At 38.6% G+C, this 17,840-nt stretch carries 17 protein-coding genes and 2 tRNA genes; 9 read left to right on the top strand and 10 right to left on the bottom strand.

Going from position 1 to position 17,840, the window contains the following annotated elements; all coding sequences use genetic code 11:
* Positions 1 to 97: 97 nt before the first annotated feature.
* Entirely contained in the window at positions 98 to 2,122 is a 2,025-nt protein-coding gene (gene uvrB, locus ACF8D3_RS02600; RefSeq protein WP_023012403.1) for an excinuclease ABC subunit UvrB, read from the bottom strand.
* Between the two features lie 85 nt (positions 2,123 to 2,207).
* The gene (locus ACF8D3_RS02595) at positions 2,208 to 2,900 is read right to left on the bottom strand and encodes an SDR family NAD(P)-dependent oxidoreductase (RefSeq protein ID WP_392469958.1); all 693 of its coding nucleotides are present in this window, start codon (positions 2,898 to 2,900) and stop codon (positions 2,208 to 2,210) included.
* A 223-nt stretch (positions 2,901 to 3,123) separates the two neighbouring features.
* Here ACF8D3_RS02595 and ACF8D3_RS02590 point away from each other — a divergent pair, with 223 nt between their 5' ends.
* On the top strand, positions 3,124 to 3,918 hold the full coding sequence (locus ACF8D3_RS02590) for a hypothetical protein (protein ID WP_392469955.1): 795 nt from the start codon (positions 3,124 to 3,126) through the stop codon (positions 3,916 to 3,918).
* A 36-nt stretch (positions 3,919 to 3,954) separates the two neighbouring features.
* On the opposite strand, the gene ACF8D3_RS02585 is transcribed toward ACF8D3_RS02590, so the two are convergent.
* Positions 3,955 to 4,134, bottom strand: coding sequence for a hypothetical protein (locus ACF8D3_RS02585; RefSeq protein ID WP_392469952.1), 180 nt, complete (start codon positions 4,132 to 4,134; stop codon positions 3,955 to 3,957).
* A 199-nt stretch (positions 4,135 to 4,333) separates the two neighbouring features.
* Between ACF8D3_RS02585 and ACF8D3_RS02580 the strand changes: the two genes are divergently transcribed.
* Entirely contained in the window at positions 4,334 to 5,566 is a 1,233-nt protein-coding gene (locus ACF8D3_RS02580) for a pyridoxal phosphate-dependent aminotransferase (RefSeq protein WP_007479924.1), read from the top strand.
* 48 nt (positions 5,567 to 5,614) lie between these two features.
* Here ACF8D3_RS02580 and ACF8D3_RS02575 read toward each other — a convergent pair whose 3' ends face one another.
* Positions 5,615 to 6,040 (bottom strand): hypothetical protein, encoded by a 426-nt coding sequence (locus tag ACF8D3_RS02575; RefSeq protein ID WP_004880740.1) that lies wholly within the window; start codon positions 6,038 to 6,040, stop codon positions 5,615 to 5,617.
* A gap of 234 nt (positions 6,041 to 6,274) precedes the next feature.
* Here ACF8D3_RS02575 and ACF8D3_RS02570 point away from each other — a divergent pair.
* The 3 genes from ACF8D3_RS02570 (at position 6,275) to ACF8D3_RS02560 (ending at position 7,094) form a co-directional block, all read left to right on the top strand.
* Positions 6,275 to 6,350: transfer RNA gene (locus tag ACF8D3_RS02570), tRNA-Asn, on the top strand.
* 170 nt (positions 6,351 to 6,520) lie between these two features.
* A tRNA-Asn gene (locus ACF8D3_RS02565) sits at positions 6,521 to 6,596 on the top strand.
* A gap of 57 nt (positions 6,597 to 6,653) precedes the next feature.
* A complete protein-coding gene (locus tag ACF8D3_RS02560; protein WP_392469948.1) occupies positions 6,654 to 7,094 on the top strand; it encodes a DUF2726 domain-containing protein in 441 nt (146 codons plus the stop codon).
* Positions 7,095 to 7,103: 9 nt separating this feature from the next.
* On the opposite strand, the gene ACF8D3_RS02555 is transcribed toward ACF8D3_RS02560, so the two are convergent.
* The 5 genes from ACF8D3_RS02555 to glnA all read right to left on the bottom strand — a co-directional run bounded on the left by ACF8D3_RS02555 (position 7,104) and on the right by glnA (position 11,907).
* Positions 7,104 to 7,313 carry a hypothetical protein gene (locus ACF8D3_RS02555; RefSeq protein WP_007479918.1) on the bottom strand — a complete coding sequence of 70 codons (210 nt, stop codon included), beginning with the start codon at positions 7,311 to 7,313 and terminating at the stop codon, positions 7,104 to 7,106.
* Between the two features lie 108 nt (positions 7,314 to 7,421).
* The gene (locus ACF8D3_RS02550) at positions 7,422 to 8,867 is read right to left on the bottom strand and encodes an alpha/beta hydrolase family protein (protein WP_392469946.1); all 1,446 of its coding nucleotides are present in this window, start codon (positions 8,865 to 8,867) and stop codon (positions 7,422 to 7,424) included.
* Positions 8,868 to 8,978: 111 nt separating this feature from the next.
* Positions 8,979 to 9,860, bottom strand: coding sequence for a 4-hydroxybenzoate octaprenyltransferase (ubiA, locus tag ACF8D3_RS02545; RefSeq protein ID WP_392469944.1), 882 nt, complete (start codon positions 9,858 to 9,860; stop codon positions 8,979 to 8,981).
* Between the two features lie 15 nt (positions 9,861 to 9,875).
* Positions 9,876 to 10,367: a chorismate lyase gene (locus ACF8D3_RS02540; protein WP_019384948.1), complete on the bottom strand. Its 492-nt coding sequence runs from the start codon at positions 10,365 to 10,367 to the stop codon at positions 9,876 to 9,878.
* A 124-nt stretch (positions 10,368 to 10,491) separates the two neighbouring features.
* A complete protein-coding gene (glnA, locus tag ACF8D3_RS02535) occupies positions 10,492 to 11,907 on the bottom strand; it encodes a type I glutamate--ammonia ligase (RefSeq protein ID WP_171054769.1) in 1,416 nt (471 codons plus the stop codon).
* Positions 11,908 to 12,517: 610 nt separating this feature from the next.
* On the opposite strand from glnA, the gene ACF8D3_RS02530 reads away from it, so the two are divergent.
* Together ACF8D3_RS02530 and ACF8D3_RS02525 are read left to right on the top strand one after the other, a co-directional pair.
* A complete protein-coding gene (locus ACF8D3_RS02530) occupies positions 12,518 to 13,102 on the top strand; it encodes an anthranilate synthase component II (protein WP_392469942.1) in 585 nt (194 codons plus the stop codon).
* A gap of 332 nt (positions 13,103 to 13,434) precedes the next feature.
* The gene (locus ACF8D3_RS02525) at positions 13,435 to 14,796 is read left to right on the top strand and encodes an L-cystine transporter (RefSeq protein WP_392469940.1); all 1,362 of its coding nucleotides are present in this window, start codon (positions 13,435 to 13,437) and stop codon (positions 14,794 to 14,796) included.
* A 73-nt stretch (positions 14,797 to 14,869) separates the two neighbouring features.
* Here ACF8D3_RS02525 and ACF8D3_RS02520 read toward each other — a convergent pair whose 3' ends face one another.
* On the bottom strand, positions 14,870 to 15,664 hold the full coding sequence (locus tag ACF8D3_RS02520; RefSeq protein ID WP_392469938.1) for an MOSC domain-containing protein: 795 nt from the start codon (positions 15,662 to 15,664) through the stop codon (positions 14,870 to 14,872).
* A 263-nt stretch (positions 15,665 to 15,927) separates the two neighbouring features.
* Between ACF8D3_RS02520 and trpD the strand changes: the two genes are divergently transcribed.
* Complete coding sequence (gene trpD / locus ACF8D3_RS02515) at positions 15,928 to 16,977, top strand: anthranilate phosphoribosyltransferase (RefSeq protein ID WP_081104360.1); 1,050 nt, start codon at positions 15,928 to 15,930, stop codon at positions 16,975 to 16,977.
* Between the two features lie 9 nt (positions 16,978 to 16,986).
* Positions 16,987 to 17,793, top strand: coding sequence for an indole-3-glycerol phosphate synthase TrpC (gene trpC / locus ACF8D3_RS02510; RefSeq protein ID WP_004880769.1), 807 nt, complete (start codon positions 16,987 to 16,989; stop codon positions 17,791 to 17,793).
* Positions 17,794 to 17,840: the final 47 nt, after the last annotated feature.

The following is a 17,840-nucleotide window of genomic DNA, read 5'->3' as shown; positions in this document are numbered from 1 at the left end:
TGTTATAAATAGTCATATACTTAACTTAGAAACATAGCCTAATTTATAAACAAAAACTGTTGCGATATGTATCACTTTTGAGGATTTCTCAACTTATTTAAGACTGCAACATATGTGCTTTTAAACGCACGATTTCATCACGAAGTCGCGCTGCTTGCTCAAATTGTAGCTCTTTCGATGCTTTCAACATTTCCTTTTCCAACTTAGCAATATGTTTTGCAAATAACTTTGGATCAGAAAGCAAATGTTGTTCATCAGCACTAATTGACTGAGCTTGCTCAAGCACTTTTTCATCGATTTCATCATCGGTCAGCACTTCGCCCGTATCAATTTCTTTAATTGTTTGGCGAACTGCACTGCGTGGTGTAATTCCATGAAGTTCATTAAACTCAATTTGCTTATTACGACGGCGCTCAGTCTCATCCATCGCTTTACGCATAGAGTCTGTAATGCGATCAGCATATAAAATGGCCTTACCTTTCACATTACGCGCTGCACGACCAATCGTTTGAATCAATGAACGTTCTGAGCGCAAGAAACCTTCTTTATCCGCATCCAAAATTGCAACTAGAGATACTTCTGGCATGTCCAAACCTTCACGCAGTAAGTTAATCCCTACCAAAACATCATGTACACCTGTACGTAACTCATGAATAATTTTGACACGCTCGACCGTATCAATATCGGAATGTAGATAAGCGACCTTAACGCCATATTCTTTAAGATATGAAGTTAAATCCTCAGCCATACGTTTGGTCAACGTCGTCACAAGAACACGTTCATTCAACTGCTTACGAATATTAATTTCTGATAGCACATCATCGACTTGGGTCAGTACAGGTCTTACTTCAATTTCAGGATCAATCAATCCCGTTGGACGAACCACCTGCTCTACCACTTGCTCTGACTTTTCCAACTCATATTGCGCAGGTGTTGCACTGACAAATACGGTTGTTGGGACAATACGTTCCCACTCTTCAAACTTCATTGGACGGTTATCCAATGCACTTGGTAAACGGAATCCATAATTCACCAAATTTTCTTTACGCGAGCGGTCACCTTTGTACATCGCCCCAATTTGAGGAACGGTTACATGCGATTCATCAATAATCAATAACGCATCTTCAGGAATATAATCAAATAAGGTTGGAGGCGCTTCTCCAGCCGAACGCCCAGATAAATGACGTGAATAGTTTTCAATGCCATTGGTATACCCCAATTGCTGCATCATTTCTAAGTCATAACGGGTACGTTGCTCAATACGCTGTGCTTCGAGCAATTTGTCATTGTCTTTAAAAAATTTAAGTTGATCTTTGAGTTCATCTTTAATGGTATCAATCGCACGAGTCAAATGGTCTTTCGGCGTGACATAGTGGCTTTTTGGATAAATCGTCACACGCGGAACTTTCCGTACTAATTTCCCCGTCAATGGATCAAACCAACGAATCGAATCAACTTCATCGTCAAACAACTCTACCCGAATGGCATCTTTATCCGATTCTGCTGGGAAAATATCAATAATTTCACCACGGATACGATATGTACCACGTAAGAATTCTAATTCATTACGCGTATATTGCATTTCAACGAGACGGCGAATGATCTCATCTCGGCTCACTCGATCGCCTTGTACAATATGCAACAGCATTTGCATATAGGCATTTGGATCACCCAAGCCATAAATCGCTGAAACTGATGCAACGATAATGGCATCTCGACGCTCTAACAACGCACGCGTTGCAGAAAGTCGCATCTGATCAATGTGATCATTGATCGCTGAGTCTTTTTCGATGAAGGTATCTGAAGAAGGTACATAGGCTTCAGGTTGATAATAATCGTAATAACTAACGAAATACTCAACTGCATTGTTCGGGAAAAATGCTTTAAATTCACCATAGAGTTGTGCGGCTAACGTTTTATTATGCGCCATGATAATGGTTGGTCGCTGCGTCTGAGCAATCACATTTGCCATGGTATAGGTCTTCCCCGACCCCGTTACCCCAAGTAGCAACTGATTACGAAAACCTTGGTCAATTCCTTTGACTAATTTTTCAATTGCCTGTGGTTGATCACCCGCAGGTTGGTAATTTGTCACTAAATCGAAAGGTTGATTTTCGCTCACAAGTACACTCTTTGATAAAATTTAAACGATAGTTTAACAAATCAATTTGGGCGAATTGATACTTTTCAAGATTAGTTTCATTTAATTAATACGGTAACAGCTGCCCATCCCAATTTAAAAGCTTTCCATTTTGATGTGCTGTTAAATTCTGCATAATTGTTATCAATCGTTCAGCTGTTTGTTCAGCGCTATACAGTTTTTCTGGGTGAATATTGCGCTGAAATGGCTTGGATAATGCTGAATCCGTCGTTCCAGGATGAACGCTTGCAACAATAATGTTAGATGATTTACGTGACCATTCAATACTTAAATTTTTAATAAACATATTTAATGCTGTTTTGGTCATTCGATAACTGTACCACCCACCTAAGGCATTATCTTCAATACTTCCAACTTTGGCTGATAATGATAGCCATTTTAAATCATAGTTTTTGTTCAAAATAGGTGCTAAGGCTTGCGCTAGATGAACATGTGTCATAACGTTTTGTGATAACGACTTATAAACCCATTCATCATGAATTTGGCTTAAGCTCTTTTCAGGCATATAGCTATTTTCATGTAAAACACCAGCACAACAATAAACCTCAGTGGGTTGAATATGACTTAAAAACTCCTGAATCAATTTGATTTGACTTGCTTCAGATAAGTCAGCCTGTAAATCACAATCCCTTAGACGTTGTCGGCTAATACAAAATACCTTCTTCTGAGCCTGCTTATTTAACAACTCAAAAAGCGCTTGGCCTATTCCACCTGAAGCACCTGCGATAACAATACTCATATGCGTAGACTATATATTCACCACTTGAAAGTTTGAGCTTAAACAACAAGATGTGAATTCCGTGTTAGCTATATTTATTCTCTATGATACAAGTAGTTTTTCAAGCTAAAATTATGCTTAACAAATTGAAATTATTAACATAACAATTAAATATTTTTTTACTTGACCCTAGTACCAATCAATAGCAACATGAGTAGAACGATAACCTAAAATATGAATTCGAATGACTTACCAATACCATGATGAAACCATAGTAACGGAACTCCCAGAAGATACGGTCTTTGTTTTTGGCAGTAATCTTGCTGGCATACACGATAGTGGTGCGGCTCGTGTTGCTGCACAGCATTTTGCTGCGGTGAAAGGTGTCGGTCGTGGTTGGGCTGGACAAAGTTTTGCGATTCCAACACTCAACGAACACATCCAGCAAATGCCCCTCTCGCAAATTGAGCATTATGTTGATGATTTTAAAATATACGCAAAAAACCACCCCAAAATGAAATACTTTTTGACGGCTTTAGGGTGTGGTATTGCAGGCTACAAAGTTTCAGAAATTGCCCCTTTGTTTAAAGGTATTCACAGCAACGTCATTTTCCCAGAATCATTCCGTCCTTATATCGAAGAAGATGCCGTTTCTCAATTTCCAAATTTAACAGCAGCAACAGTACATGCATTTATTAATGATGAAGTTATTTTTTACTTCAATCATGGTTATGAATCATTTGAAGAAGCATTAAACCAAACTCAATTATCTGCAGCTGAAAAAGCCATTGCTCTAATTGTATTAAATGAAGAACTTTATCCGCGTGATCGTTATGGTCGGGGTCGAGAACATGAGATCAAGGATATTCTAGGTAAATTGAATGGTAAGATTTTCAATTTCCAGAGCAATTCTGAGGGTGCAATGATTTTTGTGAGCGTGATTATTGCCTTGATGGAACTCTATGACATTGATGAATATGATTTTATTAAACTTTGGCGTGATGAACTAGAAATACAACATCCTCTAAATCGTCATTAGTAATAAAAAAGCCAATCTTATCGATTGGCTTTTTTATTAACGTTTACCCATAGAACGGCGTGTCCCACGAGGTGGCATCCACGTACGATCAGCATATTGTTCAGGTTTTGGACGAACCTGATTATGCGTTGCATCATCATCGTCATTTTGCGAAGATGGCATCGGGAATGGTAATTTCACCAAAGCTTTCTTCGCTTTAGGATTTTCAGTACTCATTGAAATTCTCACGAAATCTAAATTTCTAGTCGCTATTGTAATAGATTTTTGCGGTATTTATAAAAATAAAAAATGTAAAAAACACCGCTGTGTATTTGGTAACTTTTTATTCAAACACGGTAAGTTTCGACCACTTTTAAGTCTATTTAAGCTAAGATAGCTTGCTTTTATTTTTAATCCCATAAGAAGGAATAATGCCGTGGACGTACGTCTCTCTGATCGTGTCAATGCCATCAAACCGTCCCCTACACTTGCAGTAACAAACAAAGCTGCTGAGCTTAAAGCTGCTGGTAAGAACGTGATTGGTTTAGGTGCAGGCGAACCAGACTTTGATACCCCTCAACACATCAAAGATGCTGCAATTGAAGCGATTAATAATGGCTTTACAAAATACACAGCTGTAGACGGTACTCCAAGTTTAAAAAAAGCAATTATTGCGAAACTCAAACGCGATAACAATTTAGACTATCAAGCAAATCAAATTTTGGTTTCTTGTGGTGGTAAACAAAGTTTCTTTAACTTAGCACTTGCTTTGTTAAATAAAGGTGACGAGGTCATTATCCCTGCTCCATTCTGGGTAAGCTATCCAGATATGGTGATTATTGCTGAAGGTACACCAGTAATCGTGAAATGTGGCGAAGAACAACGCTTCAAAATCACACCAGAACAATTAGAAGCGGCAATCACACCAAACACACGCTTGGTGGTATTAAACAGCCCTTCTAACCCAACAGGCATGATCTATACAAAAGCTGAACTCGAAGCTTTGGCAGAAGTCTTGCGTCGCCACCCACAAGTTTTTGTTGCTTCTGATGACATGTATGAACCAATTCGTTGGGAAGATGAGTTCTACAACATCGCAACTGTTGCGCCTGATTTATATGACCGTACCATCGTTCTCAATGGTGTCTCTAAAGCATATGCAATGACAGGCTGGCGTATCGGTTATGCTGCTGGTCCTGCAAAAATCATTGGTGCAATGAAAAAAATCCAATCGCAATCAACTTCAAACCCGACTTCAATTTCACAAGTCGCTGCTGAAGCTGCATTGAACGGTCCACAAGATGTATTACAGCCAATGATCGAAGCATTCAAACGTCGTCACGATTTAGTGGTAAATGGCTTAAATGAAATCAATGGTATTTCTTGCTTACCAGCTGACGGTGCTTTTTACGCATACGCAAACATTCGTCCGCTTATTCGTGCAAAAGGTTTAAAATCTTGCACAGAGTTTTCTGAATGGTTACTTGAAGAAACAGGCGTTGCTGTTGTTCCTGGTGATGCATTTGGTTTAGGTGGATTTATGCGTATTTCTTATGCAACTGCTGACGAAGTTTTAGTAGATGCTTTAGCGCGCATCAAAAAAGCTGCTGATTCAATTGAAGGTGTTGATGCTGCAATTGCATCAATCGAAGCAGAAAAAACAGCTTAATACCTTATAAAGATGTAAAAAGCCTGTTTCGACAGGCTTTTTTTATTATCAAGAAAGACGCTGCGGACGAGATAAACTTAAGTAATGACAATAAAAGGGAAAACTTTCATTCAAACTTATTTTTTGAATCTTTTGCTCTAGTACATTCCACGCATAAGCATGCGCTTGTTTGAAAAGTCCTTGCTTCTCAAATGCAAATAAGAATAAAGCATTTTCTCTATTCTCTAAGTTTTTATTTGATAATAAATTTCGAGATTTTTCTAGAATTTGTAATTGATGTTCAGTCCACTTATCACCAAACCAAAGCTGTAATAAATCACCTAAATACAGTCGCTCATCACTGAAAGCAGCGAAATGTATATTGGCATTTTCAACAGATTGATAATATTGTGTAGGATTTTGAATGATATCTAAATAATTTTCTTGATAATAAGAAAGATTCGAAAAGATAGATTGAATACTGAGAATAGTCATTTTGACCTCCGATTTAGCCATTTTAGTGCTGGCAAGTAGGGTTAAATCCACACTGCTTAGATAGATATCTAAACGCTTTCTAACTCGAATCTAGCAATAGCATTTCCAAAGTTCAAGCTATTTTTTAAATTTCAAGCTAATTGTGCAAATAAAAACCATACGATATAAAAATGAAGAAAACATGACACTTTTAACTTGACCGATTTCAAAAGCCCCCTATAATGGCATTCAGATTCTCCCATAGCTCAGTCGGTAGAGCGACGGACTGTTAATCCGCAGGTCCCTGGTTCGAGCCCAGGTGGGAGAGCCAAGATTCTAAAAGCCCTTATCATTGATAAGGGCTTTTTTAATGCTCAATTATTTTAATTTTAAGAAATGTCTGCAAATGATGATAAAAAGTACAATTAAATCAATATTTAATTTTTTTCTCATGAATGACTTGACCATCCCCCACTACATGCATAGAATGCATATCCAGATTCTCCCATAGCTCAGTCGGTAGAGCGACGGACTGTTAATCCGCAGGTCCCTGGTTCGAGCCCAGGTGGGAGAGCCAAGATTCTAAAAACCCACTCTTCATGAGTGGGTTTTTTATTCACAGCTTAATAAGAATATGCTTCAATCCAGCCAAATTATTTTCATCCTTATTGGATGTATCAGTACAGCACTTCTTTTATATAGCTGCCTACCCGCTTTCTTTAGAAAACAAAAATTCTTCGCACGACCCGTTATTACCTCATTTGAATCACAAATGTTTCTACGATTACAACAAGCTTTTCCTAATTATCATGTATTGGCTCAGGTTGCATTTAGCGCACTCATAACAAGTGATCATTATAAGTTACGAAGTAAGTTCAATCGGAAAGTGACTGATTTCGTAGTGTTAGATAGAGAGATGAAGGTTATTGCGATTGTTGAATTAGATGACCCAAGTCATATAGGTAAAGAGCTAGAAGACCAGCAGAGAGATCAAATGCTAAAAGAGGCAGGTTATTTCGTACAACGCTATACGCAAATTCCATCTGTAAAGCAGCTACAGATGGATATTCGCTAAATTTAGTCTTTAAGGTTGATTTTCGGCAACTTGCTCAGCATTTTTCTGCTGCTCAAATTTTTTAGCAATTTCGGCATGTTGCTGGTCATATTTACGCTTAGTTTCAGCATCACTTTTTGCAGCCAGAAATGCCATACCCACAATAAAAATCGGAATAAGTAAACCCAAACTCATCAACAACCAAGGAATACGTCTCTTTTCAGCAGCGTTCTGACTCATAAAGGATTCTTTCTCTAATTCGGTCTAAATAGAATGCAACAATATAACAAAAAAAGAGCCTCTATAAAGAGACTCCTTGCTTAAAATTAAAATCACGGTTTTGTGGATTTAAAATATTCCCGTACAGTGAGGACTTTGACTCGCATCTTTTTGCGCATCAGTTAGTACAATACCTGTACCCGCAGACATATTGGCTTGAATAAAATCTACAGCTTTGGCATTTTCACAAATGATTGCTTGAGTATGAGTCGCATTCGGAACAATCTTCAACTCATAACCATTTTCATAACCTGCTTGTGGGAAGAACTGTAAAGCCTTCGCTTTCATGTTGGCAAACATACTTTGTGTCACCACGGGGAGTACAGCTTGATCTTTCTCTCCCTGAAGCATCAATACAGGGGTTTTAATTACCTTTTCAGCTGTGGCATTTGTTGCCGGCTGAGTTGATTTTAAAAACTCTTGCACAACAGGATCTGTTTTAAACTTCGTCAGATCAATACCGTATCCTGACAGTTGATGTGTTGGATCGACTAAGTAAGCAACAATGCCTGCTTTGAATTTCTCATGCAAACCATTTGCAACATCTTCACCAGAATAACTCAAACAAGCCCCATCATCACCATTACGCCCATAAGCTAACTCAGCAATATCAGCCGCACCTGATGTAAAGATTGTTTTCAAATCATAGTTTGGTTGCTCTGCTTTGATCCCAGCACTTGCTAAAGCAGCATAAGCTAACAATTCAGCATAACCATCTGCTATTTCTTCAATTTTTGCTTGACCTTGTGCAGGTGTAAGAAGGTTATTTGCAACTGCATAACGCACTTGTAACAAGCTCTCATCGAGTTTACTTACAGGTTTAGGTTGACCATTCGTATCAAGATTAAATTGCGGATCAATATAAATTTGGATAATAGTCCCTAAACTTGATGCTGGTGCGCCTGCTACTGCCCCTTTATAACTCACATCCGCATTAGCAAACTCTGCCGTACCCAATGATGCATGACCACCTTGTGATTGGCCGATCGACATCCACTCACCTTTCAACTGCGTGCCATAATGATCTTTTACAGCTTTAACCGCAGCAAGTGCAGACTTCGCCTCACTAGATAAGTTTAAATATGGGTGAACCCCAGATGTCCCTAAACCCTCATAATCAGGAGCAACAATCACATAACCCGCCGCCAACAAACTATCTGCTAGGATTCTAAATCGAGGATTAATTAGATTATTACTTGGTGCACAGCTATCACCCACCCCAACCGTTCCATGCTCCCAAACAACAACTCTATAACCATCTTTCGGTTGGATCGCTTTTGGAAATATCACCATTGCCGTAGCTTCTGCTGTTTTCCCTTGAACATTCGTCATATTGTAGGTCATGACTTTAATCGAAGAAGCATTATCTATACTGTCCTTAGCATAGTTACTTTCATACAAATATGTCTTGTCGGAATCAGCACGCTTATTGTCATCTCCATTATCATTACATGCTGATAAAAACAGTGCTGAAATTGAGAACGTCATTGCCAATGCAATTTTTGACCGTTTCATAAAATATCCTTTTAGTCTTTGTCTTTTTTTTAAGCATGAAACTACATGCACTGTTATTAATACATAAAAAAAGTGCCCTTGTATAGGACACTTTTCAACTATTCAGTCAGATTAAGATATTAATTCTAAAAAAATTCCCGCAAAAATAATCATTCCAACCCATCGATTGTGACGGAATGCCCAAAAACAGATTTGTGGATCACGTTCTTTGGTTTTTATTGCTTGATAAATAAAATCCAATCCTACGAATATCAATGCGATTAACCCAAATGGCAGCAAAAGATTTTCTAAATATAGCGCAGTACCTATTAAGCCTAAACTAACAATTTGCAGCAATCCTATAATTTGAATATCAAATCGCCCAAACAAAATTGCGGTAGATTTCACACCAATTTTTAAATCGTATTCACGATCAGTAATTGCATATTGAGTATCGTAGGCAACAGTCCACGCTAAATTACCAAAATATAATAACCAACATGTCAAATCAGGCGTTTGCCCTACTGCTGCATAAGCCATAGGGATTGACCACGAAAATGCCGCACCTAAAAACACTTGTGGCAGATTCGTATAGCGTTTCATAAATGGATAAATAAAGGCTAAAAATAGCGCCCCAAATGACCAATAAAACGTTTCAATCGGCAAGAAAAATAATAAGCATGCGCTTGCTATAACTAAGCCCAAAAATACGAATACTGCTTCTTTTGCCTTAATCACACCTGTCGCTAAAGGGCGATTCTTAGTCCGTTCAACATGTGCATCAACTTTTCGATCAGCGAAATCATTAATCGCACAACCAGCCGCTCTCATAAAAAAACAGCCTAAAACCATGATTACAAGTACTTTTAAATCAGGAATACTCTTTGAAGCAATCCATAATGCCCACATTGTCGGCCACAAAACCAGTTCTGTACCAATTGGTTTATCAAAACGACATAAATAGTAATAGGCTTCTAAACGCTGCCGCCAAGAGATATGTTGCACTGTTTCCATGAAGAATCCTTAGAGTCAATGCTGTCGAATAAACTGTTCAAAAGCAGGCAAGAATGTTTCTTGCACAATAAATTTACAACCGTGCCACGTATAACAACTTTGCCTAGTCCAACCCTCTGCAAGATAGATCACACGTCGCTCACACTTAGGGTCTGTGCGCTGAAATAAGAACCACCCAATCGGTTTGTTCCCGATATGCTTAAATATACGCGCTTTTTTTTGCAAACTTAGAATCGGAAAAATACTTTTGGCTTTTACCCAAGCTTCGGACTCACTACCATAAAGATTGGTTTCTCTTACCCATGCGATATGCTGATAAGGCATCCGCATCCACTGGCTGTCCGTAAAAGTTAGACGTTGATAATGTTCTTTTATTCGCTCTACATGAAACTCACCATCACCTAGATCGGTGAGCTGCTGTGTTAGTGAACCTGATGCATACAACCATTTTTTTAATTCAGCTGGGATCTCTTTGCCCTTTATTCTGTTTGGTCGTAAATTTCGCATGCGTTGCTCACTAAAAACATCGCGTTTAGTTTACATGAATTTTTCAGTAAATATGTACAATCTTCCAATCTATTAATGACATAAAAAAAGCTCGCCGAAGCGAGCTTTTCTGAATAACAATGTATTACAAGCTATAGTACATGTCGAATTCAACTGGGTGAGTAGTCGTGTTAAGACGACGTACATCTTCAGTTTTAAGTTCGATATATGCTTCAAGCATTTCTTTAGTGAACACGCCACCTTTTAACAAGAACTCATGATCAGCTTGAAGTGCTTCAATCGCCATTTCCAAGTTGTGAGCAACTGTTGGGATTTTTGCTTCTTCTTCAGGAGGAAGATCGTACAAGTTCTTGTCAGCCGCTTCACCTGGGTGGATCTTGTTCTGGATACCATCAAGACCAGCCATCAACAATGCAGCAAAACCTAAGTATGGGTTCATCATTGGATCTGGGAAACGAGCTTCGATACGCTTGCCTTTAGGGCTAGAAACATATGGAATACGGATTGACGCAGAACGGTTACGCGCTGAGTAAGCAAGCATAATTGGCGCTTCATAGTGAGGAACCAAACGCTTATAAGAGTTCGTAGATGGGTTCGTAATCGCATTTAATGCACGCGCGTGCTTGATCACACCACCAATGAAGAACAATGCCATTTCAGATAAACCAGCATATTCATCACCAGCAAACAAGTTCTTGCCATCTTTAGAGATAGACATGTGAACATGCATACCTGAACCGTTATCACCTACCATTGGCTTAGGCATGAATGTCGCAGTTTTGCCGTATTGGTGAGCAACGTTCCAAACAGCATATTTGAACTGTTGTACTTCGTCAGCTTTGCGAACCATTGTATTGAAGCTCACACCAATTTCTAATTGGCAAGAAGCAACTTCATGGTGATGTACTTCTACGCGGCCAGGGCCCATGATGTCTTCGATACGAGCACACATTTCAGCACGCATATCTTGGTGAGAATCAACTGGAGGAACTGGGAAGTAACCACCTTTAACACGTGGACGGTGGCCTGAGTTACCAGCTTCGTAATCTTTACCAGTAGACCAAGCAGCTTCTTCAGCGATTAATGTATGGCGAGCGCCAGACATATCGATGTCCCATTTTACTTCGTCAAATACGAAAAATTCTGGTTCTGGACCAAAGAATGCAGTATCACCAATACCTGTAGATTTTAAATATTCTTCAGCACGACGAGCAATCGAACGTGGGTCACGCTCGTAACCTTGACCAGTAGATGGCTCAATTACGTCACAAGTTACAACAACTGTAGGCTCAGCAAAGAACGGGTCAAGAAAACCTGTTTCAGCATCTGGACGTAAGATCATGTCAGAAGCTTCAATGCCTTTCCAACCAGCGATTGAAGAACCATCAAACATTTTACCGTCTTCAAATGTGTCTTCATCAATCGTGTCAGCTGGGTAAGTTACGTGTTGCTCTTTACCCTTAGTATCAGTAAAGCGAAAATCGACCCATTTTGCGCCACTTTCTTTGATGAGTTGAAGGACCTTGTTCGCCATGCTCATTTGCTCCAATGAAATTTATATGCACTTGTTAAGTGCGTGTTAGTTGTTGGGATATAATTAGCAATTATCATACCAACAATTATAAAGCATACCTAAAACATTGAAATTCTTTACAGAAAAAATGCTTTAAGCTCCATATCCTATGTCCACTATAATGTTTATATTCGCAAATGCACCATATTCACACATTTCTATTTTAGCGCGTCCCCAAAAAAGACATTATGAACCAAAATAGTGCAGAACATATGATAAAGAACCAATGTAGTGCCAATTACGCCATCATTTGTTAGCATAAATTGGCTTTTTATATCATTCTTTTCAGCTTGATTCCAATCAATTCATTTAGACTTTAGATTCACTTTGTGTTTATTTTATCAAGTCTTTCAATTACAAAACTTTATTCTTCATTTTTTGTCGTTTTTTTGCTGAACAAAGTTTATAAACATTCAGACTCATTCTTGCGATTTCACTCACATTGATTCTTTGTTTTTGTTATGATGACTCTCCTCTATGATTCTATCATTTCTTGTTTTTTCAAATTTTAGAATTTAGAGTGAATCCACAAAGTCGAAAACACAATTAAAGTGTATATTTTCAAAAGGTTATAATCATGCTTCTAATGATTGACAATTATGACTCATTTACTTACAACATCGTTCAATATTTTGGCGAGTTAAATCAAGAAGTAAAAGTTGTTCGTAATGATCAAGTTACATTAGAGGACATCGAACGATGGCAGCCCAAATACCTTGTGATTGGCCCTGGCCCTTGTTCTCCAACTGAAGCTGGTATCTCAATTCCTGCAATTAATCATTTCGCAGGTAAAATTCCTCTACTCGGCGTATGTTTAGGGCATCAGTCTATTGGCCAAGCTTTTGGTGGCAATATTATTCGCGCCAAAACTGTGATGCATGGTCGATTATCAGATATGTACCATAGCGATAAAGGTATTTTCAGTAATTTACCATCACCTTTTTCTGCCACACGCTATCATTCACTTGTAATTGAACAAGAGACTCTTCCTGATTGTCTAGAAGTCACCTGTTGGACCAATCAAGCAGATGGAACAATTGAAGAAATTATGGGTGTAAAACATAAAACTCTTCCTGTGGAAGGTGTTCAGTTCCACCCTGAATCAATTCTCAGTGAACATGGGCATCGAATCTTTAAAAATTTCTTAGAAATTTATGCATAAGTCAGTTTAGATTTAAAATATACAGCCCTCTAAACGATGGGCTGTTATTATTTTGAGCATCTAAAAGTTGCTTTTCAAATCTATTTCTCCAAATGATTAAATGGATAGAAAAATATATAATCCACATAAATTTTAAATAATGATTCAATTTCAACAACTAAAAGATCTTTCAACTAATTAAAGTAATGTAAAACACTTACACGAAGCTTCTTTTTAGTTTTTATGATTAAGCTTATGAGTAGGAATGATTAATCCAAAAACTGCTTAAATGCTAGAATTTATAACTTAAATAACTCTCCCTCCTCCCTGAGCCATCTATCAGGACATTTATTGTGAATGCTCTCGTATTATTGAATATTCTCGTTTTTATTTTGCTTTTAGCAGGATTATTTTTTAGTTATCGCCAAGACTGGAGCCTCTCAAAGAAAGTTTTGATTGGTATGGTTGTCGGTATCGTTTTTGGGCTTGCATTAAAAACCATTTACGGTGATAACCCCATCATCGAACAATCTATTGCATGGTTTAATATTGTCGGAAATGGCTATGTTCAGCTCTTACAAATGGTGATCATGCCACTTATTTTTATCTCGATTTTAAGTGCTGTTGTAAAGTTACATCAAACAACTTCTCTTGGTAAAATAAGTGTATTCACCATTGGAATCTTGCTATTCACCACCGCAATTGCTGCCATAGTCGGGATTAGCGTGACCAATCTATTCGGCTTAACTGCTGAAGGTCTTGTTCAAGGAACCAAAGAAGCCGCTCGCCTCGCCACAATTGAAAGCCAATATATCGGTCAAGTTTCTGATCTCAATATTCCACAATTATTGCTGTCACTTTTTCCACAAAATCCTTTTGCGGATCTAACAGGCATTCGCCCAACAGCGATTATTAGCGTCGTTATTTTCTCTGCTTTCTTAGGCGTTGCAGCATTACAGCTTATGGCAAAAGATGCTGTAAATGGTGAAAGAATCAGACAAGGAATTGAGGCATTACAAGCACTCATTATCAGTTTAGTTCGATTAGTGATGCAGTTTACACCTTATGGTGTACTGGCATTAATGACGAAAATGGTCGCAAGCGCAAACCTAGCTGATATTGTGAAATTAGGTGAATTCGTTGCAGCATCCTATTTAGGGCTTGCAATCATGTTTATCGTTCATGGACTGATTTTATTATTTGTTCGTGTTAATCCGATCGACTTTTTCAAGAAAGTATTTCCAGTTTTAACCTTTGCTTTTACCAGTCGTTCCAGTGCAGCAAGTATTCCATTAAACATCGAAACACAAAGCAAACAGCTTGGCGTACCTGAAGGAATCGCAAGCTTCTCAGCTTCGTTTGGTGCAACGATCGGTCAAAATGGTTGTGCTGGTTTATATCCAGCGATGCTTGCTGTAATGGTCGCACCTACTGTTGGAATCAATCCTTTAGAGCCACTTTGGATTGCGCAACTGGTTGTGATTGTAACGCTCAGTTCTATTGGTGTTGCTGGTGTCGGCGGTGGTGCAACCTTTGCCGCTCTCATCGTACTCCCGGCTATGGGGCTTCCTGTGACTTTGGTGGCTTTACTCATATCAATTGAACCGCTAATCGACATGGGACGTACTGCACTTAACGTCAATGGTTCAATGACGGCGGGTACGGCAACAAGTCAATTATTAGGTGTTAGAAATCCAGACCATGAGATAACTTAACCAAACGAGTTTCCATATACAAAAGCCAATTCATTGAAATGAATTGGCTTTTCATAAAAACTAAGAATTAAACTCAACGAATAATTTTTACATCCTGCCCAATTGTAATATACCCTTCTCCACGGTGTAATGCATTCTGCCCCATCATGACTTTAGTGCCCTGTTTTCTATATTTGAGCATTGCTTGCATGATTTCAGGTTGCTTTTGACTCGTTTTCAAATCAATTGTTGGAATCACACATCGAGAACACTGTTTAACAAGATCAAAGACAATATCTCCAATTTGTATCTGTCTCCATTGATCCTCAGCAAATGCATCACACCCCGACACCACAATATTGGGTCTAAAACGCTGTACATCCAGCGGATAACCTACTTTCTCAGCTAGAAACTCAACAGATGCTTCACTAATAATCAAGAATGGAAAGCCATCCGCAAATCCTACGCGATCACCTAACTGTGCGTACTCTAAATCTACTTGGCGAACTGTCTCTTGTGGCATATAAATCAACTGTACCTCTCGTCCAAGTTTTTGGCTTAACCAAGCATTAACAGGATGATGGATACGATTCCCAGAAAGTTTATCCTGCCAGACAGTCACTAAGCGCTCATCTTTCTGACCTTGCGCTTCGATCATACTGAGCTCGATCTTCTCTGACTGATAATCAAAACATACGCGATCAGATGAAACCGTAACACCAATTTGTCCCATTTCTGCGACTTGCCTTTGGGTGATAAACCGCCCATCAGGATCAACAATCATCCAACGTCGATCCCATTTAGGACCAAAACCATCAATTTCCATTGTCGAAAGTCTATTTCCTTTACAGGACTTCACTGGATAATTAAAAAGCTGGCTGATCTGCATATTCTTGTTTCCATAAAGACAGAATTATATATTGATGAAATTATTTATTCGCTGATTATAATAGTTGAAAAATATAGCAATATGTCTAATTTTGAAGCACAAGATAGTTTTTATTTAAAGCGTATAAAATCTACATTATTTTCTGATAACATAACTCGCTAGCTTTTAGATCATGTATCACAGTCAAGTCATACCGAACCAATTGCGATCAATCTATTTATTTCTCAATTTTTTAATTAATCATAATGCTGTAACTCATGACTATGAATATCCAACAGGCTCTCAATCACATTACTAAAAACATTCATCTTACCCAACCCCAAATGGAAGATGTAATGCGCAGTATTATGCAAGGTGAAGCGACAGATGCTCAAATCGGCGCGCTGATGATGGGTCTGCGTATGAAAGGTGAAAGCATAGATGAAATTACTGCTGCTGCACGGATCATGCGTGAATTTGCAATTAAGATTGATGTTAGCGACATTCCACACCTCGTCGATATCGTCGGAACGGGTGGTGATGGACAAAATTTATTTAATGTTTCAACTGCCTCAAGTTTTGTGATCGCCGCTGCTGGTGCAACAATTGCAAAACATGGTAATCGTGGCGTTTCAAGCAAATCTGGCTCTTCTGATGTGCTTGAGCAAATGGGTATCCAACTTGATCTCGATATGAAGCAAACTGAACGTTGCATCCGTGAAATTGGTGTAGGTTTTCTATTTGCACCTAATCACCACAAAGCAATGAAATATGCGGTTGCACCACGTCGTGAGTTAGGTATTCGTAGTATTTTTAATTTATTAGGACCACTCACCAATCCTGCTGGCGTGAACCGTTTTGTCATTGGTGTATTCTCAGATGAACTTTGCCGCCCAATTGCAGAAGTACTGAAACAACTTGGTGCAGAGCATGTACTGGTTGTTCATTCTAAAGATGGTTTAGATGAAATTAGTCTTGCTGCACCGACGGCAGTCGCTGAACTAAAGAATGGCGAAATTACGGAATGGACATTAAGTCCAGATGATGTTGGTATTCAATCTCAAACTCTATCAGGTCTAACAGTCAATAGTTCTGAAGAAAGCTTAAAACTGATTAAAGATGCACTCGGTCGAGATAAATCAGAGATTGGCGAAAAAGCTGCCAATATGATTGCACTGAACGCAGGTGCAGGCATCTATGTTGCAGGAATTACTAGCACCTACAAACAAGCTGTTGAACTTGCTCAAGATATTCTTTATGGCGGTCAAGCCACTGAAAAAATGAGTATCCTGGCTGAATTCACCAAAACATTGAAACAATATCAAGCAGACTAAGGACTTCTCATGATCAATATTCAAAATACCATTTTAGGTAAAATTGTTGACCGCAAACATGAGGAACTTGCAGCACGTTTAAAACAACGTAACCTGCATGATGTTGAAGAATGGGCAAAAGCAGCGACACCTGTACGTGGTTTCGCCAATGCCTTACAACACAAACGTCCTGCTGTGATTGCTGAAATTAAAAAAGCCTCTCCATCTAAAGGCGTGATTCGTGCAGACTTTAATCCTGCTGAAATTGCTCAACAGTACGAACAAGCTGGTGCAGCGTGTCTTTCTGTTCTAACAGATGTAGATTTCTTCCAAGGTACAGATGAAAATATTGCCATTGCACGTCAACATTGTGCCTTACCTGCTTTGCGTAAAGATTTCTTAGTTGATCCTTACAATGTTGTCGAAGCACGTGCATTACAAGCAGATTGTATTTTATTAATCGTGGCTTGCTTGTCCGATCAACAATTAGAAGAAATGTCTAAAACCGCATTTGAACATCAATTAGATGTATTGGTTGAAGTACATGATGAATATGAATTAGAACGTGCTTTAAAACTTTCTGAACAATGTATTTTAGGCGTAAACAACCGTAATCTTAAAACCTTTGATGTTGATTTAGAGACATCCATTCGTTTGAAGAAATTACTCCCTGCATCTCGCTTGTTAGTCACTGAAAGTGGTATTGCCACACCTGACGATGTTGCAATGATGCAAGCCAATGATATTCATACGTTCCTTGTTGGCGAGAGCTTTATGAAACAGCCTAGGCCTGATGTGGCATTTGGTGAATTGTTTGGTCAGCCAAAACAGGTTTAAATTCAAAATAGATGAAAAGCCCAATTCTTTATCATTGGGCTTTTTTT

This window comes from Acinetobacter sp. YQ_14 (assembly GCF_043102985.1).
In the GTDB taxonomy this organism is placed as follows: Bacteria; Pseudomonadota; Gammaproteobacteria; order Pseudomonadales; family Moraxellaceae; genus Acinetobacter; species Acinetobacter venetianus.
This window is presented reverse-complemented; position numbering and strand designations above follow the sequence as displayed.